The sequence below is a fragment of the Actinopolyspora sp. BKK2 genome (assembly GCF_011291845.1).
GTDB classification, from domain to species: Bacteria; Actinomycetota; Actinomycetes; order Mycobacteriales; family Pseudonocardiaceae; genus Actinopolyspora; species Actinopolyspora saharensis.
The window spans coordinates 55,899-81,725 of sequence record NZ_JAANTE010000004.1; the positions used below are offsets into that span (position 1 = coordinate 55,899).

Annotated in this window: 19 protein-coding genes; 11 read left to right on the forward strand and 8 right to left on the reverse strand. The window is 70.5% G+C overall.

Annotated features, from left to right (window positions below):
* Positions 1 to 2 precede the first annotated feature (2 nt).
* From G9Q41_RS09860 to G9Q41_RS09870, 3 genes are all read left to right on the forward strand, one after another.
* Positions 3 to 506, forward strand: coding sequence for a polyadenylate-specific 3'-exoribonuclease AS (locus G9Q41_RS09860; RefSeq protein ID WP_165632711.1), 504 nt, complete (start codon positions 3 to 5; stop codon positions 504 to 506).
* Between the two features lie 364 nt (positions 507 to 870).
* Complete coding sequence (locus G9Q41_RS09865; protein ID WP_165632710.1) at positions 871 to 1,908, forward strand: 6-phosphofructokinase; 1,038 nt, start codon at positions 871 to 873, stop codon at positions 1,906 to 1,908.
* A gap of 104 nt (positions 1,909 to 2,012) precedes the next feature.
* Complete coding sequence (locus tag G9Q41_RS09870) at positions 2,013 to 3,452, forward strand: 3-deoxy-7-phosphoheptulonate synthase class II (RefSeq protein ID WP_165632777.1); 1,440 nt, start codon at positions 2,013 to 2,015, stop codon at positions 3,450 to 3,452.
* Between the two features lie 109 nt (positions 3,453 to 3,561).
* Here the strand turns inward: G9Q41_RS09870 and G9Q41_RS09875 are convergent, their stop codons facing one another.
* Positions 3,562 to 5,592 carry a Stk1 family PASTA domain-containing Ser/Thr kinase gene (locus G9Q41_RS09875; RefSeq protein WP_165632709.1) on the reverse strand — a complete coding sequence of 677 codons (2,031 nt, stop codon included), beginning with the start codon at positions 5,590 to 5,592 and terminating at the stop codon, positions 3,562 to 3,564.
* 209 nt (positions 5,593 to 5,801) lie between these two features.
* Between G9Q41_RS09875 and G9Q41_RS09880 the strand changes: the two genes are divergently transcribed.
* Entirely contained in the window at positions 5,802 to 6,167 is a 366-nt protein-coding gene (locus G9Q41_RS09880; RefSeq protein ID WP_347567530.1) for an Rv2175c family DNA-binding protein, read from the forward strand.
* Positions 6,168 to 6,399: 232 nt separating this feature from the next.
* Here the strand turns inward: G9Q41_RS09880 and G9Q41_RS09885 are convergent, their stop codons facing one another.
* Both G9Q41_RS09885 and G9Q41_RS09890 read right to left on the reverse strand, forming a co-directional pair.
* Positions 6,400 to 7,524 carry a polyprenyl synthetase family protein gene (locus tag G9Q41_RS09885; RefSeq protein ID WP_165632708.1) on the reverse strand — a complete coding sequence of 375 codons (1,125 nt, stop codon included), beginning with the start codon at positions 7,522 to 7,524 and terminating at the stop codon, positions 6,400 to 6,402.
* Positions 7,525 to 7,642: 118 nt separating this feature from the next.
* Positions 7,643 to 8,269, reverse strand: a complete 627-nt coding sequence (locus G9Q41_RS09890; RefSeq protein ID WP_165632707.1) for a DUF3153 domain-containing protein — start codon at positions 8,267 to 8,269, stop codon at positions 7,643 to 7,645.
* 171 nt (positions 8,270 to 8,440) lie between these two features.
* Between G9Q41_RS09890 and G9Q41_RS09895 the strand changes: the two genes are divergently transcribed.
* Complete coding sequence (locus G9Q41_RS09895) at positions 8,441 to 10,123, forward strand: DUF885 domain-containing protein (RefSeq protein WP_092520153.1); 1,683 nt, start codon at positions 8,441 to 8,443, stop codon at positions 10,121 to 10,123.
* A gap of 66 nt (positions 10,124 to 10,189) precedes the next feature.
* Here G9Q41_RS09895 and G9Q41_RS09900 read toward each other — a convergent pair whose 3' ends face one another.
* Positions 10,190 to 10,762: a GNAT family N-acetyltransferase gene (locus tag G9Q41_RS09900; protein ID WP_165632706.1), complete on the reverse strand. Its 573-nt coding sequence runs from the start codon at positions 10,760 to 10,762 to the stop codon at positions 10,190 to 10,192.
* A gap of 95 nt (positions 10,763 to 10,857) precedes the next feature.
* Positions 10,858 to 15,504: an ATP-dependent helicase gene (locus G9Q41_RS09905; RefSeq protein ID WP_165632705.1), complete on the reverse strand. Its 4,647-nt coding sequence runs from the start codon at positions 15,502 to 15,504 to the stop codon at positions 10,858 to 10,860.
* Positions 15,505 to 15,886: 382 nt separating this feature from the next.
* Here G9Q41_RS09905 and G9Q41_RS09910 point away from each other — a divergent pair, with 382 nt between their 5' ends.
* Positions 15,887 to 16,081 (forward strand): DUF3046 domain-containing protein, encoded by a 195-nt coding sequence (locus tag G9Q41_RS09910; protein WP_092520159.1) that lies wholly within the window; start codon positions 15,887 to 15,889, stop codon positions 16,079 to 16,081.
* A gap of 27 nt (positions 16,082 to 16,108) precedes the next feature.
* Here G9Q41_RS09910 and G9Q41_RS09915 read toward each other — a convergent pair whose 3' ends face one another.
* Complete coding sequence (locus G9Q41_RS09915; RefSeq protein ID WP_092520160.1) at positions 16,109 to 16,831, reverse strand: DUF4383 domain-containing protein; 723 nt, start codon at positions 16,829 to 16,831, stop codon at positions 16,109 to 16,111.
* Positions 16,832 to 17,106: 275 nt separating this feature from the next.
* On the opposite strand from G9Q41_RS09915, the gene recA reads away from it, so the two are divergent.
* From recA to G9Q41_RS09935, 4 genes are all read left to right on the forward strand, one after another.
* Positions 17,107 to 19,284, forward strand: a complete 2,178-nt coding sequence (gene recA, locus G9Q41_RS09920; RefSeq protein ID WP_165632704.1) for an intein-containing recombinase RecA — start codon at positions 17,107 to 17,109, stop codon at positions 19,282 to 19,284.
* Between the two features lie 8 nt (positions 19,285 to 19,292).
* Positions 19,293 to 19,919 carry a regulatory protein RecX gene (locus G9Q41_RS09925; RefSeq protein WP_165632703.1) on the forward strand — a complete coding sequence of 209 codons (627 nt, stop codon included), beginning with the start codon at positions 19,293 to 19,295 and terminating at the stop codon, positions 19,917 to 19,919.
* A 143-nt stretch (positions 19,920 to 20,062) separates the two neighbouring features.
* Positions 20,063 to 20,743: an HAD family hydrolase gene (locus G9Q41_RS09930; protein WP_165632702.1), complete on the forward strand. Its 681-nt coding sequence runs from the start codon at positions 20,063 to 20,065 to the stop codon at positions 20,741 to 20,743.
* 174 nt (positions 20,744 to 20,917) lie between these two features.
* Entirely contained in the window at positions 20,918 to 21,967 is a 1,050-nt protein-coding gene (locus G9Q41_RS09935) for an iron-siderophore ABC transporter substrate-binding protein (RefSeq protein ID WP_092520167.1), read from the forward strand.
* A 129-nt stretch (positions 21,968 to 22,096) separates the two neighbouring features.
* Here G9Q41_RS09935 and eda read toward each other — a convergent pair whose 3' ends face one another.
* Both eda and edd read right to left on the reverse strand, forming a co-directional pair.
* Positions 22,097 to 22,720 carry a bifunctional 4-hydroxy-2-oxoglutarate aldolase/2-dehydro-3-deoxy-phosphogluconate aldolase gene (eda, locus tag G9Q41_RS09940; protein WP_092520169.1) on the reverse strand — a complete coding sequence of 208 codons (624 nt, stop codon included), beginning with the start codon at positions 22,718 to 22,720 and terminating at the stop codon, positions 22,097 to 22,099.
* A gap of 32 nt (positions 22,721 to 22,752) precedes the next feature.
* Complete coding sequence (gene edd, locus G9Q41_RS09945) at positions 22,753 to 24,609, reverse strand: phosphogluconate dehydratase (protein WP_165632701.1); 1,857 nt, start codon at positions 24,607 to 24,609, stop codon at positions 22,753 to 22,755.
* A 529-nt stretch (positions 24,610 to 25,138) separates the two neighbouring features.
* Here edd and G9Q41_RS09950 point away from each other — a divergent pair.
* The gene (locus G9Q41_RS09950; RefSeq protein ID WP_165632700.1) at positions 25,139 to 25,786 is read left to right on the forward strand and encodes a hypothetical protein; all 648 of its coding nucleotides are present in this window, start codon (positions 25,139 to 25,141) and stop codon (positions 25,784 to 25,786) included.
* Positions 25,787 to 25,827 lie beyond the last annotated feature (41 nt).

The window sequence follows — 25,827 nt, forward strand, 5'->3', positions numbered from 1 at the left end:
CAGTGCGGTTTTTCTACGACTGCGAGTTCATCGAGGACGGCCACACGATCGATCTCGTCTCGATCGGCGTGGTCGACGAGACGGGACGTGAGTTCTACGCCGTCTCCACCGAGTTCGACGCCGGCCGGGCGGGGCCATGGGTGCGTCAGCACGTGCTTCCCCAGCTCCCCGCGGCCGGGGCCGATGCCTGGCGTCCCCGCGCCAGAATCCGGGACGAGCTCTACGAGTTCCTGACCGCGCCCGCCTCCGACATCGAGCTGTGGGCCTGGTACGCCGCCTACGACCATGTCGCGTTCGCGCAGTTGTGGGGAGCGATGCCCGCCCTTCCGGCGAAGCTGCCCAAGTTCACCCGGGACCTCCGGCAGCAGTGGGAGGCGGTGGGCAAGCCGAAGCTGCCCTCCGCCCCGGCCAACGCCCACGACGCCCTCGCCGATGCCAAGCACAACCTGCGGCGCTGGCAGGTGATCGAGCAGCACCGGCAGCAGCTCGGTTACCCCCGCCGCTAGCGCCGGATTCGGCCGCTCGGTCGTCGCGTAGGACCGGGTGGGAGTTGCCGAGCTCGGAGTGCGCCCCGCGGCGCCGGTCGAACCGGTCCGCGGGCGGCCCCGCGGGAAGTGGCCCCGCGGGAGTGGTCTCGCGGAGGCCTGCCTACTCAATCGGTCGGGTGAGATTGTCCGATCGGTTCCGTCCGCTCCGCAGGAGCGATCCCGGCGATTCGGCGGCGTTTCCGGCCCGGTCAGCGGCATGCCGCGGCGCTTTCCGGTCCGGTCGCTGGGCTCCCACCGCTGCTTGCTGCACCGATTTAGCCCGTGAAAAGCTCGCAACCGAGATCAATGTCACATCGACGACGGTGGGTTTCGAGGAGGCGCGATGTCGGGGACCGGACGTGTCGGGGTGCTCACCGGAGGTGGGGACTGCCCGGGGCTGAACGCCGTCATCCGTGCGGTCACGCGCAAGGCGATCGAGGTGTACGGGAAGGAGGTCGTCGGTTTCCGCAACGGCTGGCGCGGCCCGCTGGAGGGGCTGACGACGCCGCTCGACCTCGACGCGGTCGAGAACGTCCTCGACCGCGGGGGCACCGTTCTCGGTTCCTCCAGGACCAACCCGTACAAGGAGTCCGACGGGGTCGAGCGGATCAAGCGCACCCTGGAGGAGAACCGCGTCGACGCGCTGATAGCCATCGGCGGCGAGGACACGCTCGGGGTGGCTCACGGCCTGGCCGGCGAGGGAGTCCCGGTGGTGGGAGTTCCCAAGACCATCGACAACGACCTCGACGCCACCGACTACACCTTCGGCTTCGACACCGCCGTGCACATCGCAACGGAGGCCGTCGACCGCCTCAGGACGACGGCCGAGTCGCACCACCGCGCGCTGGTCGTGGAGGTGATGGGCAGGCACGCCGGGTGGATCGCGCTGCACTCCGGCCTGGCCGGAGGGGCCAACGTGATCCTCGGACCGGAGCAGCGCTTCAGCGTGGACTGGGTGTGCGACTGGGTGACGCGCCGTTTCGAGCGCCAGTACGCGCCGATCATCGTGGTGGCCGAGGGAGCGATCCCCGAAGGGGGAGCCGAAGTGCTGCAGACCGGTGAGCGCGACGCCTTCGGCCACGTGCGGCTGGGCGGGGTGGGAACCTGGCTGGCGGAGGAGCTGGCCCAGCGCACCGGCAACGAGTCCAGGGCCGTGGTGCTCGGGCACACCCAGCGCGGGGGGACCCCGACGGCGTACGACCGGGTGCTGGCCACCCGGTTCGGGCTGCACGCGATGGACGCGGTGGCCGAGGGCGACCACGGCAGGATGGTGGCCCTGCGCGGCACGGACATCGTGCGGGTCTCGCTGGAGGCGGCCACCGCCCAGCTCAAGACCGTTCCGCCGCACCGCTACACGGAGGCGCAGGCGTTGTTCGGCTGATCGGGCGGGGCTCGGGACGGGCTGCCCGGCGGGAGCCCTACGGTGCCGTTCAGCACACGGGACAGCGTCACAGGATGCGAGACGAACCCGCTACGCTGGGCGACATGGCCGTTGACCCCGAACCAGCAGCGCAAGGCACGAGTCCGGACACCTCGCGGTCGTGGACCGTCGATGTTCCGATGGACACTCTGCCCGAGCTCCCCCCGCTGCCGACAGACCTGCGAACCCGTCTCGACGACGCACTCTCCCGTCCCGCCGCTCAGCAGCCGGAGTGGCCGGATCCGCAGCAGACGCGCAACGTGCGCTCGGTGCTGGAGAGCGTTCCTCCGGTGACCGTGCCCAGCGAGGTCGACAACCTGCGGAGCAACCTGGCCTCCGTGGCCCGCGGTGAGGCCTTCCTGCTGCAGGGCGGGGACTGCGCGGAGACCTTCGCCGACAACACCGAACCGCACATCCGGGCGGGAATCCGCACGTTGCTGCAGATGGCGGTCGTGCTCACCTACGGAGCCAGCACGCCCGTGGTCAAGGTCGGTCGCATGGCCGGGCAGTACTCCAAGCCGCGTTCCAAGAGCACGGACGCGCTCGGCCTGCCCAGCTACCGCGGCGACATGGTCAATTCGCTGACGGCCTCCAAGGAGGCCCGCAGGCACGACCCCTCCCGGCTGATCCGCGCCTACGCCAACGCCAGCGCGACGATGAACCTCTCGCGGGCCCTGACGAGCGGGGGAACGGCCGCGCTCGGCAAGGTGCACGACTGGAACAAGGACTTCGTGCTCAACTCCCCGGCAGGGGAGCGCTACGAGTCGGTCGCTGCCGAGATCGACCGCGCCCTGCGCTTCATGTCCGCGTGCGGGGTGGACGACTCCAGCCTGCACGGGGTGGACTTCTACTCCAGCCACGAGGCACTGGTGCTGGACTACGAGCGGGCGATGCTGCGGTTGGACAACTCCGGACCGGAGCCGAGGTTGTTCGACCTGTCCGGGCACTTCCTGTGGGTGGGGGAGCGCACTCGTCAGCTCGAGGGCGCCCACCTCGCGTTCGCCCAGTTGATCTCCAACCCGATCGGGATCAAGCTCGGCCCCACGACCACCCCGGAAGAGGCGGTGGAGTACGTGGAGCGGCTCGACCCGAACAACGAGCCGGGCAGGCTGACCCTGATCAGCAGGATGGGCAACGACAAGGTCCGGGACCACCTGGGGCCCATCGTGGAGAAGGTGACGGCCTCGGGGCACCAGGTGATCTGGCAGTGCGACCCGATGCACGGCAACACGCACGAGTCGAGCACCGGCTACAAGACCCGGCACTTCGACCGGGTCGTCGACGAGGTGCAGGGCTTCTTCGAGGTGCACAACAGGTTGGGCACGCACCCCGGCGGCATTCACATCGAGCACACCGGGGAGAACGTCACCGAGTGCCTCGGCGGCGCCCAGGACATCTCGGACACGGATCTGGCGGGGCGCTACGAAACGGCCTGCGATCCGCGCCTGAACACGCAGCAGTCCCTGGAACTGGCGTTCCTGATCGCGGAGATGCTGCGGGGCTGAGCGCACCACCGCGGGCATGCCGTGGGGGAATCGCCGGTGGTTCCCGGCTCCCCCACGGGTTCCCAGGCAAGGACCCCACCGAAGGGCCCCTCGGGGAGCGCCCGAGCGGTCAGAAAACGGTCACCCGCACTTCCGAGCCCTGCTCGACGGTGCTGCCCGCCACGGGGTACTGGCCGAACACCCTGCCGTCGTCCCTGCCGATCAGGGAATGGACCTTCAGCTTCAGCCCGGCCTGCTCGGCCTGCTCACGTGCTTCGGACAGCTGCTTGCCCGAGAAGTTCGGGACGCTGACCGCGTTGGACAGCACGACTCCGATGCGGGGGCTGCCGCTCGTCTGAACCTTGGTGCCGGCTGAGGGGTCCGTTCGCACCACGTGGTTTCGCGGCACTCCGTCGGCGAACTCGTGCCCGGCCACGTAGGGCTCGAACCCGGCCTCGCGCAGGGCCTGCATGGCCTGCTGCCGCTCGGCGCCGCCCACGTCGGGGACCGGTTCGGGGGCGGGCCCCTTGCTGACGATGATCCTCACCGGGCTCTCGGTGGCGACCTCGGTCCCCGAGGACGGTTCGACCCCGATGACCCGCCCCTCGGGGACGCTGTCGTGGTAGCGCTCGGCGGAGGAGTCCACCTCGGGGCTGAGCTGGGCGTTGCGCAGCTTGCTCTGCACCTCGGACACGCGGCTTCCCGCCCGGATCTCCGGAACGGTCGGCCGTCCCCGCGAGACCCGCAGGTCCACCCGGTCGCCGGTGCGGATCCGGGTTCCCCCCTCCGGGGCCGAGCTGATGACGGTGTTCTCCGGAACGGTGTTGTGGAACGAGCGGGAGACGTGGGGTTCGAGCTCGGCCGAGTTCAGGGCCTGCTTCGCCTCCGCGACGGGGCGCCCCGCGAGTTCGGGCACCTCGACGTAGGAGCTGCCGCTCCACAGCCACGCACCGCCCGCGACCAGGGCTCCGATCAGCACGACGGCGACCGCGAGGGCGGTCAGCACCCGGCCGCGGCCCCGCCCGGCGCGTCCGCGGCGGTCCTCGCCGGTTCCGCTCGCGGGGACCGCGGCGAACTCGCTGGTGGTCTCACCGGCGGACTCGTCCGCCCCGGAGGGGGGCTCCGCTCCTGGGCGGAGCAGTGCGCGGGTGCCTCGGGGGCCTCCGGGGCCGCTGCTCTCCGAGCTCGTTGTCGTCACGGGGGAGAGGCGTTCCGTGGGCGGCCCGTCTCCTTCCGCGCGCTGCTCGTCCGCACGGGGGGCCGGTTCGGGAACGGGGGTGGCCGCCAGGCCGAGCTCCGCGCGGACCCCGCGCAGCTCCGCGAGGGCGGCTGCACCGTCCACCGGCCGCTGCGCGGGATCCCTGCTGGTGAAACGCATGACCAGCTCGTCGAGGCGCTGTGGCAGCCCGGGCACGTGCCCGCTCGGCGCGTCCACCTCGCTGTTGACGTGGCGGTAGGCCACGGACAGGGCGGTGTCCCCCGTGAACGGGGGAGATCCGGTGAGCAGCTCGTAGAGCACGGTCCCGGCCGCGTAGACGTCCGAGCGGGCATCGGCCGCTCCGCTGGTCACCTGCTCCGGGGAGAGGTAGGCCACAGTTCCGAGGATGACGCTGTCCCCGGTGGTTCCCGAGCCCGCTGCGGCGCGCACCAGGCCGAAGTCGGCGACCTGGACCGAACCGCCGCTGCCGATCAGCACGTTCTCCGGTTTGATGTCGCGGTGGACCATCCCGGCCTGGTGCGCCGCCGACAACGCGGACAGCACGGCTTCGAGCACGGACAGCGCCACGGACGGCACCAGCTGCTCGCGCTGTCGCAGCAGGTCGCGCAGCGTTCCGCCGTCGACGAGCTGCATGACCAGGTACACGTGGTGGTCCCCGTGCGCGCCGGGGTCCACCCCCTGGTCGTAGACGGCCACTATGTTCGGGTGGTGCAGCCGCGCCGCCGCGCGCGCCTCGCGCTCGAACCGCTCGGTGAACGACTGGTCACCCGAGTAGCGGGAGTCCATCACCTTCAGGGCGACCGGGCGGTCCAGTCTCGTGTCGACGCCCCTGTAGACCGTGGACATGCCACCGCGGGCGATCACGGAGTCCACTCGGTAGCGGCGCTCCAAGGCGTACCCGAGCAGGTCGTGCTGCCCGTTCGCCGATGAACCGGAAGTCATCGCGTTGCCACCGCCCGTGGTAAGCAGATCGGGAGTGACCGAACGCACGGTGCGTCCGGCCTCCGGGGCGAAATCGTCGCGTGGCCACCCGCGCGGAGCAGTCCGCATACGTTCTCGAACACACTACCGATGGTAGGTGAGCTCCCGCGTGAAAACGTGCGCGGCATACGCGGTGGAAATCCGATCGTGGTGATGGCACTCTGGAGCACGTGAGTTCGGTTCCTTGCGCTCCTGATGTACTCGCTTCCGACGTGGAGGTCGTATCCATAGCCAACGTCGCGGAACGCCTCGGGCATCCGCCGACGAGGGTGCACCAAATGATTCGTGACGGACAGTTGCTGGCGATGCGTCGCGAGCGGGAGTTCGTCGTACCCGAGGCTTTCCTGACCGAAACGAGCGTCGTCAAAGGGCTGGGCGGCACGATCACCCTGCTGCGGGACAACGGCTACACCGAGGAGGAGATCCTCGAGTGGTTGTTCACCTCCGACGACACCCTTCCCGGGACACCGATAGACGCGTTGCGCGGTGACCGGGGACGTGAGGTCAAGCGCAGGGCGCAGGCGATGGCGCTCTGACGGGAGGTCCCCGGAGCGTGCCCGCGGATCCGTCCGCGGAGTGATACCGGCGGGACCGCGACCGGGCCTGATTCCGCCCCGCGGAGGAAACGCGGCCGCGCCGCTTCCGGAAAAGCCCGAAGACCGTCCCGGGATGCTGTCGCGCCGAGGTGCGCGGCAGCGTCGTCCCGGCCCGTTCCCAGCGCCGTCCAGCGCTGCCCCGGAGCCCCCGCGCGGGGCGGGGACCCGTCGCTCAAGCGTCGCGGTCGGTCACCGTGACGCTGAGCCGCTCCAGCGCCCGAGCCGCGGCTTCGGGCATCTCGGCCTCGTGCAGCGCGGCCAGGGCGGAGTCGGCGAGCGTGCCGATGCGCTTCTCGACAGCCTCCACCGCCCCGAGCCCGTCCAGCACGTCGCGCACTCGCTGCACACCTTCCCGGGTCAGCTCCGCCGCGCCCAGCGAGCTCTCCAGCAGTGTCAGGGCCCCCTCGGCCGAGCGCTGCTTCGCGCGCAGCATCCCCTCGGCGACCAGCAACGTCCGCTTGCCCTCCCGGAGGTCGTCCCCGGCAGGCTTACCGGTGACCTCGGGGTCGCCGAACAGCCCGAGCAGGTCGTCCCGCAGCTGGAAGGCGACCCCGATGTCGGCGCCGAAACGACGCAGCACCCCCAGCGTGGCCCGGTCCGCACCGGCGATCTCCGCCCCGAACTCGAGGGGGCGCTGCACCGTGTAGGAGGCCGCCTTGAGCTCGTCGATGCGCAGCGCTGCCTCCGGCGTCTCGTCGGCGCGGGCCTGCCCGAGCATGTCCAGGTACTGCCCGGCGAGCACCTCGGTGCGCATCGCCTGCCACGGCCCCAGCGCGCGGGCCTGCGCACCGGACTCGAGCCCGGCGGAACGCAGCATGTCGTCGGCCCAGCTCAAGGCCAGATCACCGAGCAGGACCGCCGCGGCGCGCCCGAAGTCCCGCGGATCGCCCGCGTAACCCCGCTCGCGGTGGAACTCGGAGAACCGGACGTGCACCGTCGGGCTGCCGCGCCTGGTAGCGGAGTCGTCGATCAGATCGTCGTGCATCAGCGCACCGGCCTGGATCAGCTCCAGCGAGCTGGCCGCGCGCAGCATCGCGGTCGCCGCGGAGCCCAGTGCCGAACCGCCCCCGGCGCGCCAACCCCACCACGCGAAAGTGGGGCGGATGCGCTTGCCTCCGCGCAGCACGAAGTCGACCAGCTCCTCGGCGGCCCCGGCGACTGCGGGGTCCAGATCGCCGCACTCGCGGACCCGGATGCGCAGGTAGTCGGCCAGGGTCTGCCGCACCTGCTCCGGAATGTCGTCATCCACGGCAACCTCCGCCGCACCCTGTCCGGTGGTCAGATCCTCAAGGGGCATACCGGTCATCCTCCGTGACGAGTCCGCGCAGCCGCATTCCGGGGGCGTTGGCTCCCCGTGCACGGTTTCCGGACCGCGCGTGTTGCCGCGGGACCGCCGCGGCGCGGAGGGGAGCGGGTCACCCCTGCTCCGCCTCCTTCCGGTAGCGCTGACGCGCGAGCAGCGCCAGCACGGCCACGAGGAACGCCGTGCCGAAGGTCACCAGGCCGACGATCGTGGACCAGCCGAAGAGCCCCGCGCTGCGGTTGCTGCTGAACTGGAAGGTCGCCGACATCTCGGTGACCTCCCCGGGGCTGGGGTGCCAGCTGACCATCCCCGCGTCGGTCTCGCCGTTGGTGGTGGTCACCTCCCCCGGGGTGCTGACCTCGACCAGCACGTCGGAGTTCGTCTCGGCGAGCGGGGTCAAATCCACCGATCCGTTCAACTTGACCAGGGTTCCGGAGCGGGACAGCGAGAGCGAGTACCTGGAGTCGGAGCTGCTCAACTCCCTGGCGAGCCTCTCCAGCTCCTCGAAGTCGAGGGAGTCGAACTCGATCTTGGAGCCCTGCCGTTCGCCCTCCCGGTAGGGGCTGACGCTCACCCGGTCGGACAGCTCGCGCGGAACCCGCATCCGAAGGTCGCCCCGGTTCGCGGCTGGAGGGGTCGCGATCATGACCTCTCCGGAGACCTTGTCCTGCTCGTCGATGCTCAGCGACACGGTCGCGTTCAGGCAGCCGGAGACCAGCACGCCCACGAGCAAGATCATCAGCGCTGCACCCAACCGGGACCGCGCCACGTCGACACAGCACCACACACCCCGCACTCCTGTGATCGTGCCACGTCACGGCGCTTTTCACCCGCTGAAACGAGTTCGGGGGCCGGCTTTTCGGAACGGATCGGTATCGAGGACGCGAAGCGGACGCGATAGCGTGCTGCCATGTCATCCGAGGCCCGAGGTGTGCACGAGATCAGCAATCGATATGTGGAGGAACTCGCGGCGCTCGACCCGATAACCGCGACCTCCCTGGGGATCCCCGTCCGACAGCAGGAGCTGACGGACTACTCCCCGGACGGTCATCGGGCGCGCGGTGAGCTGGCCCGCCGCACCCTGGCCGACATGTCGGCGGCCGAACCGGCCGACGACGCGGAGACGGTGGCCAAAGCCGTGTTCACCGAACGCGTGGGTCTCGACGTCGAGCTGCACGACGCGGGCGCCGACATGTCCTCCCTGAACGTCATCGCCAGCCCGGTGCAGGAACTCCGCCAGGTCTTCGACCTGATGCCGGGCGATACCTCCGAGCAGTGGCACGACATCGCCAAGCGCATGTCGGCGATGCCGGGGGCGGTGAAAGGACTGATCGCGAGCCTGCGGGAGTCCGCGGCGAACGGGGAGGTCTCCGCGGCCAGGCAGGTCAAGCGCGTCGCCGAGCAGTGCGACACCTGGTCCGGCAGGAGGGACGGCGGGTCCTTCTTCGCCGACATGGTGACCCGCTCCCAGCTCGCGGACCCCGGGTTGCGGAGCGAGCTGGACACCGCCGCGTCCCTGGCCTCCGAGGCCTACTCGGACCTGGCCGATTTCCTGCGCACCGAACTGCTGCCGCAGGCCCCGGCCGAGGACGCCGTCGGTGAGCAGCGCTACCGCCTCTGGTCCAGGTACTTCACCGGTGCCGACCTCGACCTGCGCGAGGCCTACGAGTGGGGGTGGAACGAGTTCGCCTCGATCGAGGCCGAGATGAAACGCGTGGCGGGCCGGATCAAGCCCTCCGCCACCCTCGCCGAGGCGGCGGCGGCCCTGGACGCCGACCCGAGGTACCGGGTCCACGGTCAACGCGGACTGGCCGAGTGGATGCAGCGCCTGTCCGACCAGGCACTGCGGGAACTGCGGGAGACGCAGTTCGACATCCCCGAACGGCTGATGAACCTCGAGTGCAGGATCGCACCCCCGGGCGGGGGAACAGGGGCCTACTACACGCCCCCGACCGACGACTTCAGCAGGCCGGGACGGATGTGGCGGTCCGTGCCCCCGGACAAGGAGGAGTACTCCACCTGGCGCGAGGTCTCCACCGTCTACCACGAGGGAGCCCCCGGCCACCACCTCCAGATCGCCACGGCGGTGGACCAGGCGCAGCGGCTGAACAAGTTCCAGCGCCTCGCCTGCATCGTCTCCGCGCACGCGGAGGGGTGGGCACTGTACGCCGAGCGACTGATGCGGGAACTCGGCTACCTCTCCGACGACGGCGACCTGCTGGGAATGCTGAACGAGCAGCTGTTCCGCGCGGCCAGGGTGATCGTCGACATCGGCATGCACCTGCAGCTGCCGATCCCGGCCGGAACCGGTTTCCACGAGGGCGAGATCTGGACCCCGGAACTCGGCCTGGAGTTCATGCTCACCCGCACCATCACCGACACCGCCAACGTTCGGGACGAGATCGATCGCTACCTGGGCTGGCCCGGTCAGGCGCCGTCCTACAAGCTCGGCGAGCGACTCTGGCTGTCGGCGCGCGAGGACGCCCGCGCACGCCACGGAGCCGAGTTCGACCTGAAGCGCTTCCACCGGCAGGCCCTCGAGATGGGCTCGATGGGGCTGGACACGCTGCGCGAACAGCTCGCCCGGCTGTAGAACGTCCCACCCGCGCCCACCCTCGAGGGGGGAGTCGCGGGTGGCCGCCGAGAGACCTCCGCCGACTCACCTCTCCAGCGGAAGCGGCCTGCCGAGCACCGCGAACGGGCGCGGATCACCCGCGAACCGGTAGTCGCGGAGCACATCGGTGAAACCGAGCCTGCGGTACAGCTGCCACGCCCTGGTCGGCCCCTCGGGGGTGGACAACAGCACGTTCGCCCCCGGGGCGGCGGCGAGCAGAGTGCGCAGGATGTGCTCACCCAGCCCGTGCCCCTGGGCATCCGGGTGCACGTGCAGCTCGGTCAATTCGAAGTAGTCCTCGAGCCACTCCTCGATCCGTTCCGGGGGCAGGCGTTCCTGCATCCCACGGCGGACCTGCTCGTGCCACCACTGGCCCGCGTCCCCCGAGTAGCCGTAGCCGACACCGCTCAGCTCGTCCCGCTCGTTGAAGGCCGCGACACAGCGCCACCCAGCACGCGACATGTGCGCCGACCAGACCGGGATGCGCTGTTGCGTGGCCCAGGAGGGATACCCCATCGCCGTCACGTAAACCCGCACGGCTTCGGGCAGCCTGGCGCGCAGTTCCTCGGCGGAGAGTTCCACCACTCGTTCGCAACGTGGAGACGGTGCAGCGGTCACAGCTCCGCACCTTAGAGGATTCCCTGTCGCGCTCGCCCGCCGGCCGGACTCTGCGCCACGGCGGGGTCACGCAACGCCGCGCCCGAGCCGCCGAATCAACCACGCAACCGCAAGCCCTGCGGAGTGGGGCGGAAACCGAACTCGGTCAGGATCCCGGCCAGCCGACTCCCCACGGCACCGGCACCGTCCGCCGTGCGGAAGGACAGCTGCCCCGTCCCTCCCGTGCGCACCGAGTCGGCCAGCCGCTCCGCCGCCACCCGCAGCACCTCCTCGTCCGCGGTGAACGACAGCAACGACCTGCCCCCGCGCTCCACGTAGAACACCGGCTCGCCGGACACGAGCACCACCACGGCCCCGGCCCTGCGCCCCGGCCGGTGCCGCGTCCCACCCACCGGGTCCGGCCAGCGCAACGCCGCCCCGTACGGCTGGGCCGGGTCGGCCGCGGCGAGCACCACCCCCACCGGCGAGGAACCGTCCCCGGAGTCGTGCCCGGCTTCCGCGGCCGCGCGCTCGAACTCGCGCAACCGGTCCACCGCACCGGGAACGGCGAACTGCGCGGCACCGAGCCCCTCCACGAGATAGCCCCTCCGGCAACTTCCGGCCTCCTCCATGCCGCGCAGCACCGCGTACACCCGGGACGGTCCGCCGACGATTCGCTCGGCCTCCAAGGAGCCCCTGGTCAACACCCCGTGCCTGTCCAGGAACACCTCGGTCCGCGCCGTGGCGCGCCGGGTGAGGTCCTCGGCAGGCAGCGGGGCCAGCGACCAGCGACCGGACATGCCCGGCGGAACCGCCACCGCCGGAGCACGGCCGCGCCCCGCGCGCAACCCGGAACGCCGCCCCCGCGCACCGCCCCGGCGGGCAGGCCGCGCGTCCCCGGACACCAGCGTGCGCAGCGGAGCCAACGTGTCGTTGGTGACCTCCCCGGCCCACACCAGCTCCCACACGGCAGAGCTCACCGCGGTGTCGGCCGGTGCCCGCTCACCCCGCTCCACGAACGACTCACCCACGCGATCCGCCAACTGGCGGAAGAAGAGCGCCCCACCGCGCAACGCGGCACGCACCGCCTCGTGCACGGACGTCTCCACGTGCTCGGCAGCGCGCTCCGGCAACACCAACTCGGCCGACTCGGCCGGAGCCAACGCCACCCACCCCTCGGAAGCACCCGACGAACCGGAACCGACCCAGACCACCTCACCGTTCGAGGTGAGCTCGTCCAACATGGCGGCCTCGTAATCGGGAACCCGCGCGGGAAGGATCAACGACTCCAGAGCTCCCGAGGGCAGCGGAACCCCGGCGAGCTGCTCCACCGCGGCGAACACATCGGCCACCGAACCGCGCTCGACGGAGCCGACCCCCTGCCAGGCGGGCAGGAAACGTCCGAGCGCGGCGGGACCGACCGGGGAGATCTCGGAACGCAGCCGCGCCAAGGAGGCCCGCCGAAGCCCGCGGAGAACCTCGGGATCGCAGTACTCGACACCCCGCCCGCCCCCGGACTCCAACGGGCGCAGCTCGCCACGAACCAGGTGCCCCGAAGCCGCCAACCGATCTAGCACCTCGGCCGCGACCGCGGTCCCGAGCCCGAACCGCTCGGCGAAACCCGAGACGTCGAAAGGACCGCGGCAGCGGGCGTAGCGCAGGACGAGCTCGGCCAGCGGATCGGCTACCGGCCGCGCGAGATCCCCGGGGACCCACTCCGGCAGCGCCACCCCCAGCGCATCCCGCACCTTGCCCGCGTCCTCCACGGCGACCCACCTGGTCCCACCCGCCACGCACGCCCGGAACGCCCTGCGCTGACGCTCCAACTCCCGCAGCCACGCGGGATCCACCCCGCGCTCGGCCGCCTCGCGCTCGGTGAGGTCGCCCAGAAAGCGCAGCAGGTCCGCCGCGTCCTCCACACCCCCGGCACGGCGCTCCGGAGCCAGCCGCTGCAGCCGCGACTCCACCTCCTCCACGGCCTCCGGGACGAGCAGCTCGCGCAGCGCCTCCGAACCGAGCAGTTCGGCCAGCAGCGTGGAATCCAGCGTCAACGCGGCAGAACGGCGCTCGGCGAGCGGGGCGTCCCCCTCGTACAGGAACATTCCCGCGTAGCCGAACAGCAAGGTCCGCGCGAACGGCGAAGGAGTGGAGGTGGCCACCTCCACCACCCGCACCCGGCGCTGCTCGATCCGGGACATCAGCTCGACCAACCCGGCCACGTCGTAGACGTCGCGCATGCACTCCCGCATCGTCTCCAGCACGATCGGGAAGTCCGCGTAGCCGGATGCGACCTCCAGCAGCCTGGCGGCACGCCGCCGCTGCTGCCACAGGGGAGAGCGGCGACGCGGATCACGACGCGGGAGCAGCAGCGCCCGCGCCGCGCACTCCCTGAAGCGGGAGGCGAACAGCGCCGAACCGCTCAACGACTCGGTGACCAGCCTCCGAACCTCGCCCGGATCCACGACCAGGTCCCCGATGCCCGGCACCACGCCTTCATCGGACTCGCCGAACCCGCCCGCAGCGTCGGTCAACCGCAGCACCATCCCGTCGTCGGACGAGACCACCTGCGCGTCCACCCCGCTGAACTCGCCCAGCCGGGCCTCGACGAGCAGCGCCCACGGAGCGTTCACCCCGGCGCCGAACGGGGAGTGCACCACCACCCGCCAGTCCCCGAGCTCGTCCCGGAAGCGCTCCACCACGATCGTGCGGTCGTCCGGAACGTGGCCGGTCGCCGCGCGCTGCTCCGCGACGTAGGCCAGCAGGTTCCTGCGCGCGTACTCGTCCAGCCCGGCCCGCCGGGCCCGCTCCGCCGCGTCCCCCTCGTCCGCAGCGGAGACCTCCCGCAGGAACGCCCCGACCGCCCGACCGAGCTCCAGCGGCCTGCCGGGGGAGTCCCCCTTCCAGAACGGCATCCTGGCCGGCTTCCCGGGAGCGGGCTCCACCACCACCCTGTCGTGGGTTATGTCGGCCACCCGCCAAGCCGAGGTCCCGAGCAGAAAGGTGTCACCCACCCGGGACTCGTGAACCATCTCCTCGTCCAGCTCCCCCACGCGCGTTCCCCCGGCACCCCCGGCGGCCCCGCCGTCGGGAGCCACCACGGTGAACAACCCCCTGTCCGGGATCGTCCCGCCCGAGGTGACGGCCAAGCGCTGCGCACCGGGACGCGCCCGCAACTCGTCGGTGGTCCTGTCCCACACGATCCGCGCGCGCAGCTCCCCGAACTCCTCACTGGGGTAGCGCCCGGCCAGCATGTCCAGCACCGAGCGCAGCGCGGAGTCGGACAGCTCCGCGAACGGAGCCGACCTCCGCACCAGCGCGGCCAGCTCCCCGACCTCCCGCCGATCCATCGCCACGGCGGCCACGACCTGCTGCGCCAGCACGTCCAGGGGCTCGCGCGGAACGGACAGGGACTCGATCAGCCCGGCGCGCACGCGCTCCGCCACCACCGCGCAGCCGACCAGGTCACCGCGGAACTTCGGCAGCACCACCCCGGTCGACGGAGCACCGACGTGATGCCCGCCGCGCCCGACGCGCTGCATCCCCGAGGCAACGCTGGGCGGGGCCTCCACCTGCACGACGAGATCCACGGCCCCCATGTCGATGCCGAGCTCCAGCGAGGACGTCGCCACCACGCAGGGGAGCGCGCCGGACTTGAGCTCCTCCTCGGCCAGCCGCCGCTGCTGCTTGGACATCGAACCGTGATGGGCGCGGGCGACGGTGACCTCGGAACCGGCCGTCACCCCCGAAGCCCCGACCGCCTCGGCGGGGAACCGCTGCCCGGGGGAGAGCTCCCCCGCACCGGATCCCGCGGGGCCACCGTCACCGGAGGACCCGGCGAGCCGCTCCGCGGCGAGCTCGTTGAGCCCGGCCGTCAACCGCTCCGCGAGCCTGCGCGAGTTGGTGAACACGATCGTCGAGCTGTGCTCGCGAACCAGCTCGAGCACGCGCTCCCGCACCGCGGGCCAGATCCCCGGGATCCCACCGCCGTCCGGTTCCGCCCCGTCCTGCCCCGTCGCCGCGGGAGCGGTCATGTCCTCCAGCGGAACCTCCACCGAGACGTCGACCCGCTTCGGATCCGGAGGGCGGACCACCCTGGTGGGCCGACCACCGGCGAGGAAACCGCTGGCCTCCTCGACCGGACGCACCGTCGCCGAGAGACCGATCCGCTGCGCGGGCCGCCCGAGCAACTCGTCCAAGCGATCCAGCGAAACGGCCAGGTGGGCCCCGCGCTTGTCCCCGGCCACCGCGTGCACCTCGTCCACGATCACCGTCTCCACGCCGCGCAACGACTCGCGCGCCGCCGAGGTCAGCAGCAGGAACAACGACTCGGGCGTGGTGACCAGGATGTCGGGAGGGCGCCTGGTGAACGCCCTGCGCTCCGCGGAGGGGGTGTCGCCGGTGCGCACACCGACCTCGATGTCCGGCGGCCGCAGTCCCGACCTTCGTGCGGCCTCCCCGATGCCCTCCAACGGGGAGCGGAGATTGCGCCGCACGTCCACGGCCAGGGCCTTCATCGGCGAGACGTAGAGCACCCTGCAGCGCTCGCGCGGCTCGGCGGGACGCTCCGCCGTGATCAGACCGTCCAACGCGGACAGGAACGCGGCCAGCGTCTTGCCCGAACCGGTCGGGGCCACCACGAGGGTGTGCTCGCCTGCGGAGATCGCCTCCCACGCCGCGCGCTGCCCCTCGGTCGGACTCCCGAAGGTCGCGCCGAACCAGTCGCGGGTAGCGGGGGAGAACGGTGCCAGCGGGTCGTCGGTCACGTGCCCATCCTGGACCCGAGCACCGACGCGGTGGGTTTCCCGCGCCCCGGCACCGCGCCGACCGGCCGGGAGCGGGCCGATCCGCGCACCCTCCGCGGGGGAGCGCTCACTTGTTGCGCTGGTTGAGGAACCTGCGCCACAGCATGATCACGACCACGAGCAGCATCAGGGCCACGGCCAACTGGCCCCAGAAGGACGAGAAGCCGGACGGATCGGCCTGCAACATGCCCCCAGCCTATCCGTTTCGCCGCCAACGCGTGGATTTCCCGCTCCGCCCGGGACGCGGGGCGCACCCGGGAGGTCCGTCCGGGACGCCCGGGCGGCGTCACGGCGGAGCGGGCACGCCACCGGAAGGACGTGCTCGCCACGTACGGTGGGAGGAATGCGCTACACAGCTCTGCGTCAGCGGATGGTCGAGGAACTCGGCGAGGTCAGAGCCGACACCCTGGCCCGCGATCACGTGCTGGCCGCCCTGGGCGAGCGCACGGTCAACGAGGCGCTGGAGGACGGCTGGGACCCCAAGCGGGTCTGGTTGGTGATCTGCGAGGCCTTCGAGGTGCCCAAGAGCAGGCGCTGAACCCCGAACGGCGCCGCGGGCCCTGGATCAGCGCTCGTCGCCGGTCCGGTCGTCTCCGTCCCCGGACTCCCGCGCCCGGTCCCGCAGCGCCTGCTGGAGGTGCGCGTAGTGCTCGTGGGCACGTTGCCGCTCGGCCCTGGCCAGCCGCGCGGCCTCGGCCCGCACCATCCTCTCCTGCTCCGGGGAGGCGTGTCCCTCGCCCAGGGCCACTTCGGCCTCAGCCAGCGGTTCCAGCTCCGCGGAGCGCTGCTGCTCGATCGTGCGCTGTTCGGGGACCTCGCTCTCCGGGGGCTCGTTGTGCCGGTACCGCACGAACGGGTTGTCCTCGGGCAGTCCTCCGCTTATGCGCCCGTACAGGCCCACGAACAGCAGCAGCATCCCGGCGACGAGGCTGAAGACGACGTTCTGCATCTCGAAGGCGAGCAGGTTCCACCCCGTCTCGAGCACTGCCAGGTTGGCCAGCCCGGACAGCAGGAACAGCGCACCGATCACCGCGGTCGTCGTCGAGGCCAGCGGACCTCCGAGCGCGGCGGCGAGGATCAGCACCGCCCCCACGATCACGGAGATCAGCGAGAGGAGCCCGTTGGTGGAGAGCCCGAGGATCGTGGTTCCGCTGGTGGAGAGGAAACCGAGGTTGTTGGTGAAGCCGAGTATCCCGAAGGCGATCAGCGCCCCTCCGAAGGCGGCCGCCCCCGCCCGGTAGATCTTGCTCAGCCAGTGGTGCGGCGGTAGGTAGCGGTCGATGCGCATCGGGGCACCTCCCGGTACTCGGGGGCCGTGGGACCCCGGTCGGTCCCTACGTGAGTCGAGTGTCCCCCTGACGAGGGAAAGATCGCACCTGATCAGCGGCTTGCGCGTTCGTGACGACTCGCATGTCGCCACGTTATCGAACATGAGTTCGGTTAGAATGGATCCACAGCGGGCCCGGTTGTCCACAGAGCCGCGAACCAGCGGCCGGACTGTCGGCCCTTCCCCGTAGCGTCGGTCGTGACACCACGACCTTCGACCCGACCGAGGTGGCCCCGATGGCAGCAGCATCCGACAAGGGTGGCGACAAGAACAACGACAAGAGCAAGGCGCTCGAACTCGCCATCGCGCAGATCGACAAGCAGTTCGGCAAGGGATCTGTCATGCGGCTGGGCGAGGACACCCGCCCGGCCGTGGAGGCGATCCCGACCGGATCGATCTCGCTGGACGTCGCGCTCGGTATCGGCGGACTGCCGAGAGGACGCGTCGTCGAGGTTTACGGTCCGGAGAGCAGCGGCAAGACCTCGGTGGCCCTGCACGCGGTGGCCAACGCCCAGAAGGCGGGCGGGACGGCCGCGTTCATCGACGCGGAGCACGCCTTGGACCCGGACTACGCCAAGGCCATCGGGGTGGACACGGACGCACTGCTCGTCTCCCAGCCCGACACCGGGGAGCAGGCGCTGGAGATCACCGACATGCTGATCCGCTCCGGCGCGCTGGACCTGATCGCCATCGACTCGGTGGCCGCCCTGGTGCCCAAGGCCGAGATCGAGGGCGAGATGGGCGACAGCCACGTCGGCCTGCAGGCCCGGCTGATGAGCCAGGCGCTGCGCAAGCTGACCTCGGCGCTGTACACCTCGCAGACCACGGCGATGTTCATCAACCAGCTCCGCGAAAAAGTCGGAGTCATGTTCGGATGTATGAACTATGACACTCGAGTGACGCTCGCCGATGGTTCGCAGGAGAAGATCGGGAAGATCGTCAATCAGAAACAGGACGTCGAAGTGATGTCCTACGACCCCGAATCCGACGAAATAGTACCCCGTAAAATCGTCGACTGGTTCGACAACGGTGTCGCCGATGAATTCTTGCAGTTCACGGTGGCCAGGTCCGGAAAGAACGGGCGTGCTCAGTTCGCCGCCACACCCAACCACCTGGTCCGCACTCCGGGGGGCTGGAGGCAGGCTGGGGAGCTGGCCACCGGCGACCGTCTGCTGACGACGGAAAAGCATTATCTCAACGAGCAGCAGTGGAACTTGGTGCTCGGTTCGTTGCTCGGGGACGGCAACCTGTCACCGAACCGTCGCGACAGGCAGGGCGTACGTTTCAGGATGGGGCACGGTCAGCAGCAGGCCGCGTACCTGGAATGGAAGACCGAGTTGCTCGGCAATCTCTCGCACTGCCGCACCCGAAACGAGCGTGGCGCCGAGTTCGCCGATTTTGCACCGCTTCCGGAACTGCACGAACTCTACGAATCCGTGTATTTCGGTGACTGTAAGAAGGTTATTTCCTGGGACTACCTCAAGACGTTGACCCCCTTGGCGCTCGCCGTCTGGTACATGGACGACGGTTGCTTCACTCTTCGTTCCAAGGGGGCGCAGGAACGGACCCGTGGTGGTAGCGGCCGGATAGAAATCTGTGTCGAAGCCTTCAGCGAGGGGAGTCGTGAACGGATGGCGCAGTACCTGCGCGATACTCACGACTTGGATGTCAAACTCTGTTCCAAGGGTGAGCGCGAGGTGGCCACGCTGCGTTTCACGACCGCGGCCACTGCCCGGTTCCACGAGTTGATCGCTCCCTACGTCCCCTCGAGCATGGAGCACAAGTTGTTGCCGGATTACCGGGGACAGTGTGCGGTTGCTCCCGTCTTCGACGAACCCGAGACGCGGCTCGTCCCGTCACGAATTCTCGATATTCATGTGAAGCCGGAGACACGGAGCATGCACCGGTTCGACATCGAGGTGGAGGGCAACCACAACTACTTCGTGGACGGCGTGATGGTGCACAACTCTCCCGAGACGACCACGGGCGGCAAGGCGCTGAAGTTCTACGCCTCGGTGCGGCTGGACGTGCGCAGGATCGAGACCCTCAAGGACGGCTCGGACGCGGTGGGCAACCGCACCAGGGTCAAGGTGGTCAAGAACAAGGTGAGCCCGCCGTTCAAGCAGGCGGAGTTCGACATCATCTACGGCCACGGGATCAGCCGCGAGGGCTCGCTGATCGACATGGGGGTGGAGCACGGCTTCATCCGCAAGTCCGGGGCCTGGTACACCTACGAGGGCGACCAGCTCGGGCAGGGCAAGGAGAACGCGCGCAAGTTCCTGCGGGACAACCCGGACGTGGCCAACGAGGTCGAAAGGCGCATCAAGGAGAAGCTGGGGATCGGTTCGAACTCCGGTTCCGGCTCCGGTGAGCAGGAGACCGAGTCGAGCGAACCGGCTTCGGTGGAGTTCTGATCGAGCTCATGGACACCACGAGCGAGGGCGGAGTCCCCAGCACCGATCGGGTCGCGGACGAGCCGCACGTGGAGGGGGCGTCCGGTTCGGAAGGGGCGGACTCCGCCGTCGAGGTCTCCCCCGCCGAGGCCGAGAGGGCCGCACGGGAGACGGTGTACCGCCTGCTGGCGGTCCGGGCACGCAGCCGTGTCGAGCTGCTGCGTGCCCTGAGCCGGGCCGGGGTGGACTCCGACACGGCGCACTCGGTGCTGGACAAGTTCGTGGACGCTGGCCTGGTCGACGACGCGGCTTTCGCCGCGGAGTGGGTGCGCAGCCGCCACCGGCAGCGCGGACTCGGCCGGAGGGCCCTGGAGGAAGAGCTGCGGGAGAAGGGGGTCGACGACGACGCCGTCTCCGCCGCGCTGAGCACTCTGGACACCGAGGACGAGGTCTCCCGCGCACGGGAGCTGGTGCGGCGCAAGCTCGCCGGTACGACGGTGACCGATCCGAAGGTGCGGATGCGGCGCCTGGTGGGCATGTTGGCCCGCAAGGGCTACGGCGAGGCGTTGGCCTTCCGGGTGGTCCGGGAGGAGCTGGAAGCCCTCGACGAGGAGGGCCACTTCGACGACGCGGAGCTCGTGGACCCCGATCCGTGACCCGCGGAGGGGCGGGAATCCCTGGAGAGCGGCGGAACTCGCCGTGCGAGGTGCTCTGCGGCTCCCCGCCGGGGAGCCGCCTCGTGCGACGGCTTGGCGCGCACCCCGCGCGAAGCCCGGCTGCGAGTTACTAGGCTGCGGCGATGAACGAATCGAGCTCCTCGCCCACCGCGGACCACATCGTCTGGGACTGGAACGGCACGCTGCTGGCCGACAACCACGCCGTTGTCGCCGCGGTGAACGTGGTGTGCTCGGCTTTCGGCGCCGAGCACGTGGATCTGTACCGTTGGCGCTCGGTTTTCGGCAGGCCGTTGCGGCACGCCTACGAGAAGGTGCTGGGCCGCGAGATCGCGCAGCGGGACTGGGCGCGGATCGACCGGATTTACCACGAGGCCTACCGGGAGCTGCTGCACACCTGCGAATTGGCCGCTGACGCTCCGGAAGTGCTGCTCGGGTGGTGGAACGCGGGCCGGAGCCAGTCGTTGCTTTCCATGTTCTTCCACGAGGAGCTGGTTCCGCTGGTGGAGAGCTTCGGGCTGAGCTCGGTGTTCAGCCGTGTCGACGGCCTGCGTGATCCGGCGGTGGGCGGATCCAAGGCGGAGCACCTCGTCGCGCACCTGGGCGCGCTCGGTGTGGACCCGTCCGAGGCGGTGGTGGTCGGGGACGTGGCCGACGACGCCTCCGCGGCGGAGTGGGCGGGTGCGGGCTGCGTCCTGGTCAGCACCGGGGTGATGTCGCGGGAGTCGCTGGAGGCGACCGGTCGTCCCGTGGTGGATTCGCTGGGGGAGGCCGTGGAGCGACTGGCCGGTGCTCGGGTGCTGTGATTCGGACCCCTGAAGTGCTGGAGCGTATTGATCCCGGGTTTTGGTTTTGTTTAGCCTAACCTAAGGATTTCTTGCGAGGTGGTCCGCGTGGCGAGCGGCTCACGCGCCGCGAGGTGACGGTGGTCGCCTCCTCGCAGGGCTTTTGAACACGGCTCCCAGCAGTGAAGGTGTCCAATGTCGCGCAACACGTTCGGTCCGGCACGTTCGGAAATCAGCCGCAGAGGGCTGATCGGTGGAGCGGGAGCACTGCTGCTCGCCGCGTGCGCTCCGGGCAAGGACGGGGGGTCCGGCGGTGGCTCGTCCGGGGACGGCTTTCCCGTGCGCATAGAGCACAAGCACGGCACCACCGAGATCTCCGAGCGGCCGAAGCGTGTGGTCACCGTCGGGCTCACCGACCAGGACACCGTTCTCGCGCTCGGCACGGCTCCCGTGGCGGCGCGGGAGTGGTTCGGCGGCAAGGACGGGGCGCTGTGGCCGTGGGCGCACGAGGCTCTCGGTGATCGCGAGGTCCCGACGGTGCTGGCGCGTCAGGAGCTCGAGTTCGAGCGGATCGCCGCGTTGGAACCGGACCTGATCGTCGGGGTGAACTCGGGGTTGAACGAGCAGGAGTACAAGAAGCTCTCCGCGTTGGCTCCCACGGTAGCCCAGCCCGCCGAGTTCGCGGACTACGGCGTCCCCTGGCAGGAGATGACCGGAATCATCGGGCGTGCCCTGGGCAAGAAGGAGCAGGCGGACCGGATGGTCGCCGACATCGAGTCCCGCTTCGAGCAGGCCAAGTCGCAGCATCCCGGTTTCGCGGATTCCACCGGCCTGCTGGCCACCTCGATCAGCGGCCAGGTGTGGGTGTACGCGGAGGGGCCCGCCCCGCGGTTGCTCCGTTCGCTCGGTTTCCGGATGCCCGAGGCCGCGAAGAACCTGTTCTCCGGGGACAACCGGGAGCCGGTTCAGCTCAGCAAGGAGCGGCTGGGGGTGCTCGAGTCCGACGCGCTGCTGCTCGGGATCTACGGCTCCCCGGAGGAGAGCATCTCGCGCAGGGACATCTACCAGCGGCTCGACACGGTCCGGCAGGGACGCGACATCAAGATGCCGCGGCAGAGCGAGCTCAACGGCGCTGTCTCGTTCGCCAGCCCGCTGAGCCTGCCCATCGCTCTCGACGGGCTGGTCCCGCGACTGGCCAAGGCGATCGACGGCGATCCGAGCACCGAGGTCGAGCCGGTGGGGTGATCCGGGACCGCGGTGGGAGCGGATGAGGCCCCACGTCCGTCCGGGGGCGGGATGCGCGCTCCCCGGACGGACGTGGGGTTCCGGTGCCACCGCGGAGCGCTTCCGGGCGCGGCGGGGGCCCGGAGCGGCTCAGCCCAGGGAAACGGCCTGGCGGGCCAGTGCCTCGACGTGCCCCCAGTCGCCCTTGGCCAGGGCGTCCCGCGGTGCTAGCCAGGTCCCGCCGACGCAGCGCACGTTCGGCAGCGCGAGGTAGTTCCCCGCGTTGTCGGGGGTGATGCCGCCGGTCGGACAGAAGGACAGGTCCGGCAGTGGGCTGGCCAGCGCCTTGAGGTAGGGAACTCCGCCCGAGGGCTCGGCCGGGAAGAACTTCAGGGCCCGGTGTCCGCGTTCGGCGAGTCGCAGCGCCTCCGAGACCGTGCTGATTCCCGGCAGCGCGGGCAGCCCGGTGTCGGCGACCTCGTCCAGCAGCCGGTCGGTGCTTCCCGGGGTGACCAGGTAGCTCGCCCCGGCGCGGGCAGCCTCCTTGGCCTGGCCCGGTGCGGTGATCGTTCCGGCGCCGACGGAGATGCCCTCCACCTCGCCGGTGATCCGTTCGATCGCTTCCAGCGCGACCGGGGTGCGCAGGGTTACTTCTATGGTGTGTATTCCACCGCGCTGCAGCGCTTGAGCCAGGGGCACCGCGTGCGTCGTGTCGTCGAGCACGACCACCGGCACGACCGGGCTGATGTCGAGGATGTCGGTTGCGGCTGGCATCGGTTCTTTCCGTTCCGTTGCTGCTCGTGGGATCAGGCGGAGACTTCTTCGGAGGAGGTCTGCCGTTCGGGAGATGGGAACACGCTCGCTCCCCGGTCCGCCCGTCCGACAGCTTGCCGGAAGGTGGCGAACAGTTCCCGGCCGGTGCCGAACTGCTGGGTGGCCGCGGGGGCGGCGGGCTCCCGGGAGCCCAGTTCGTCGTCCGGAACCAGCACCTCGAGGGTGCCCTGCTCACCGTCCACGCGGAGCACGTCCCCGTCGCGGAGCTTGCCCAGTGGGCCTCCGGCGCTGGCTTCCGGGGTCACCTGGATCGCGGAGGGGATCTTGCCCGACGCGCCGGACATGCGTCCGTCGGTGACCAGGGCGACCTGGTGTCCCCGGTCCTGGAGCACGCCGAGGCTCGGGCTCAGGCCGTGCAGTTCGGGCATCCCGTTCGCTCGCGGTCCCTGGTTGCGCACCACCACGACCACGTCCTTGTTCAGCTCGTCGGCCTGGAAGGCGGCCTTGAACTCCTCCTGGGTGTCGAACACGCGCGCCTGCGCGGTCACGGAGCGGTGCTCGGGCTTGACCGCCGAGACCTTGCTCACCGAACGGCCGAGGTTGCCGTCCAGGACCCGGAGTCCTCCCTCGTCGTCGAAGGGGGAGGAGACGCTGCGCAGCACGTCCGTGTCCAGGCTTTCCCGCGGGGCGTCCCGCCAGACCAGCTCGCCGTCCTCGAGGAAGGGCTGTTGCCGGTAGCGGTCCAGTCCCGGCCCGGCCACGGTTTGCACGTCCGGGTGGAGCATTCCCGCGTCGAGCAGCTCGCTGATCAGGGTCTGCACCCCGCCCGCCGCGGTGAAGTGGTTGATGTCGGCCGAGCCGTTCGGGTAGACGCTGCCGAGCAGCGGCACCGCCGCGGAGAGCTCCGCGAAGTCGTCCCAGGTGAGCTCGATTCCCGCTGCCGCGGCCACGGCGGGCAGGTGCATGGTGTGGTTGGTGGATCCGCCGGTGGCCAGCAGGGCCACCACTCCGTTGACGACGGCGCGTTCGTCGACGATCTCCCCGATGGAGGGGGCGTTCTCGTCCTTCGCGGCGCGCACCGCCTGCCGCCCCGCTTCCTCGGTGAGTGCCTTGCGCAGCGGGGTCCCGGGGTGGACGAAGGTGGCTCCGGGCAGGTGCAGCCCCATCGTCTCGACGACGAGCTGGTTGGAGTTGGCGGTTCCGTAGAAGGTGCAGGTTCCGGGGGAGTGGTAGGAGGCGGCCTCGGCTTCGAGGAGGTCCTCCCTGGTGGCCTTGCCCTCGGCGAACAGCTGCCGGATCCTGCTCTTCTCGCTGTTCGGGAGCCCGGAGGGCATCGGTCCGGCCGGTACCAGCGTGATCGGCAGGTGCCCGAAGGACAGCCCGCCCATCAGCAGGCCGGGGACGATCTTGTCGCAGATACCGAGCAGCAGTGCCGAGTCGAACATCTCGTGGGACAGGGCCACGCCGGTGGCCATCGCGATGACCTCCCGGGAGAACATGGACAGCTCCATGCCGGTGCGTCCCTGGGTGATTCCGTCGCACATGGCCGGGACGCCGCCGGCGAACTGGGCGACCCCGCCCGCGCCGCGTGCGGCTTCCTTGATCCACTCGGGGAACTCGGCGTACGGCTTGTGCGCCGAGAGCATGTCGTTGTACGCGGAGACGATGGCCACACCCGGGCGCACGAGGCCCTTGACGGACTCGCGGTCTGTGCCGTTGATCGCGGCGAAACCGTGCGCGAGGTTGCTGCAGGCCATGTCAGCTCTGGCCGGTTCGGTTCTTTTCGCGGCCCGGATCCGCTCGAGGTACTCGCGGCGCGAGGTGGCGCTGCGCTCGGCGATGCGGTCGGTGACGCGTCGGATGACTGGGTGCAAGCTGGCCTGGGACATTCATCGCCTCCCGATGCGTACGGGGATGGGTGCTGGAGGTCGTTCACGACTGGCCGGTCGACCCTGGTGGTCGGCTCGATGCCTTGCCGCGCCGGGAGAGCGCCTCGAGCGGTCGTGCCGCGTGCCCCGTTGCTCGGCAACGCATCGATCCGGTCTCGGCACGGAAGTGCCGTGTCCGATCCGGGCATTCGGGCCGAAAAGCCGGTTCCGTGGAGGAGCTCCTACGGGTGGGCGACGACGTTGGCGCCTCGACTGGTGCGAATCGATGTGACCCTAACTCGTGCGGAACACGCATCACAACCGATCCAGATGGCACCCAGCCTATCCCACTGTCCGTGCGGACGGGGTGAGCGCTCGTTCGGCCGGGCCGATCGTCGGGTGAGCGGCGTCGACTGCTCGGCCCCCCGTTCTACCGACGCCGCCGGTTGGGCTTCGCCGCGGAACCAGCTGGGCAAATCGATCCGCGCACGTTGCCGAGGTCACCTCGGGTAAGTGGACACGGGGCTCGCGGGCGACGATGATCGTGGGCATGCGGGGCAGAGCGATCTCGGTGGCGGCGGTCGGTGCGGTACTCGGCACGGTGCTGTCCGGATGCGGTGGGGGCGGTGCGGCCCAGCAATCTTTCCCGGATCGGGGGACGGGTGCTGCTTCCTCCACTGTGGGTAGAAGCGGGGCGGGGTCCGCGGACGAGCTGCCCGAGTCGCCCGCGGTGGCCGAGATACGCCGTCGGGGAACCCTGCTGGTCGGGGTTCCCACGGACGCCCCCGACTTCGTGCGGCGCTCCGAGGGGCGGTACCGCGGTTTCGACGTGCGGATCGCGCGGATCATCGCCGAGGGGTTGGGGCTGGATCCGCGCGAGCAGCTCGCTTTCCGGCGCCTCCCGCCGGGGATGCGCAGCGGGGCGGTCGCCCGCGGCAGCGTGGACGTGCAGCTCGGGGGGATCGAGCGCGGCACGGAGGGGTTGCGGGTGGTGGGCCCTTACGTGGTGACCACCGGTTCCGCCGGTGAGCGCGTGGAGCGGTTCGTCGGTGTCGAACCCGGCGACGAGAGGTTCCGCGCGCGGCTGCGGACGGTCCTGGGCGAGGCCGTGTCGGACGGGAGCTGGCAACGTGCCGCGGAGCGGACCTTGCTGGAGCGGCGTCCGAACGCGCGTGCCCCCGAGCTCTCCGGGCAGTAGGCGATCCGGCTCGGCGCGGGCCCCGCGCCGAGCCGGGATCC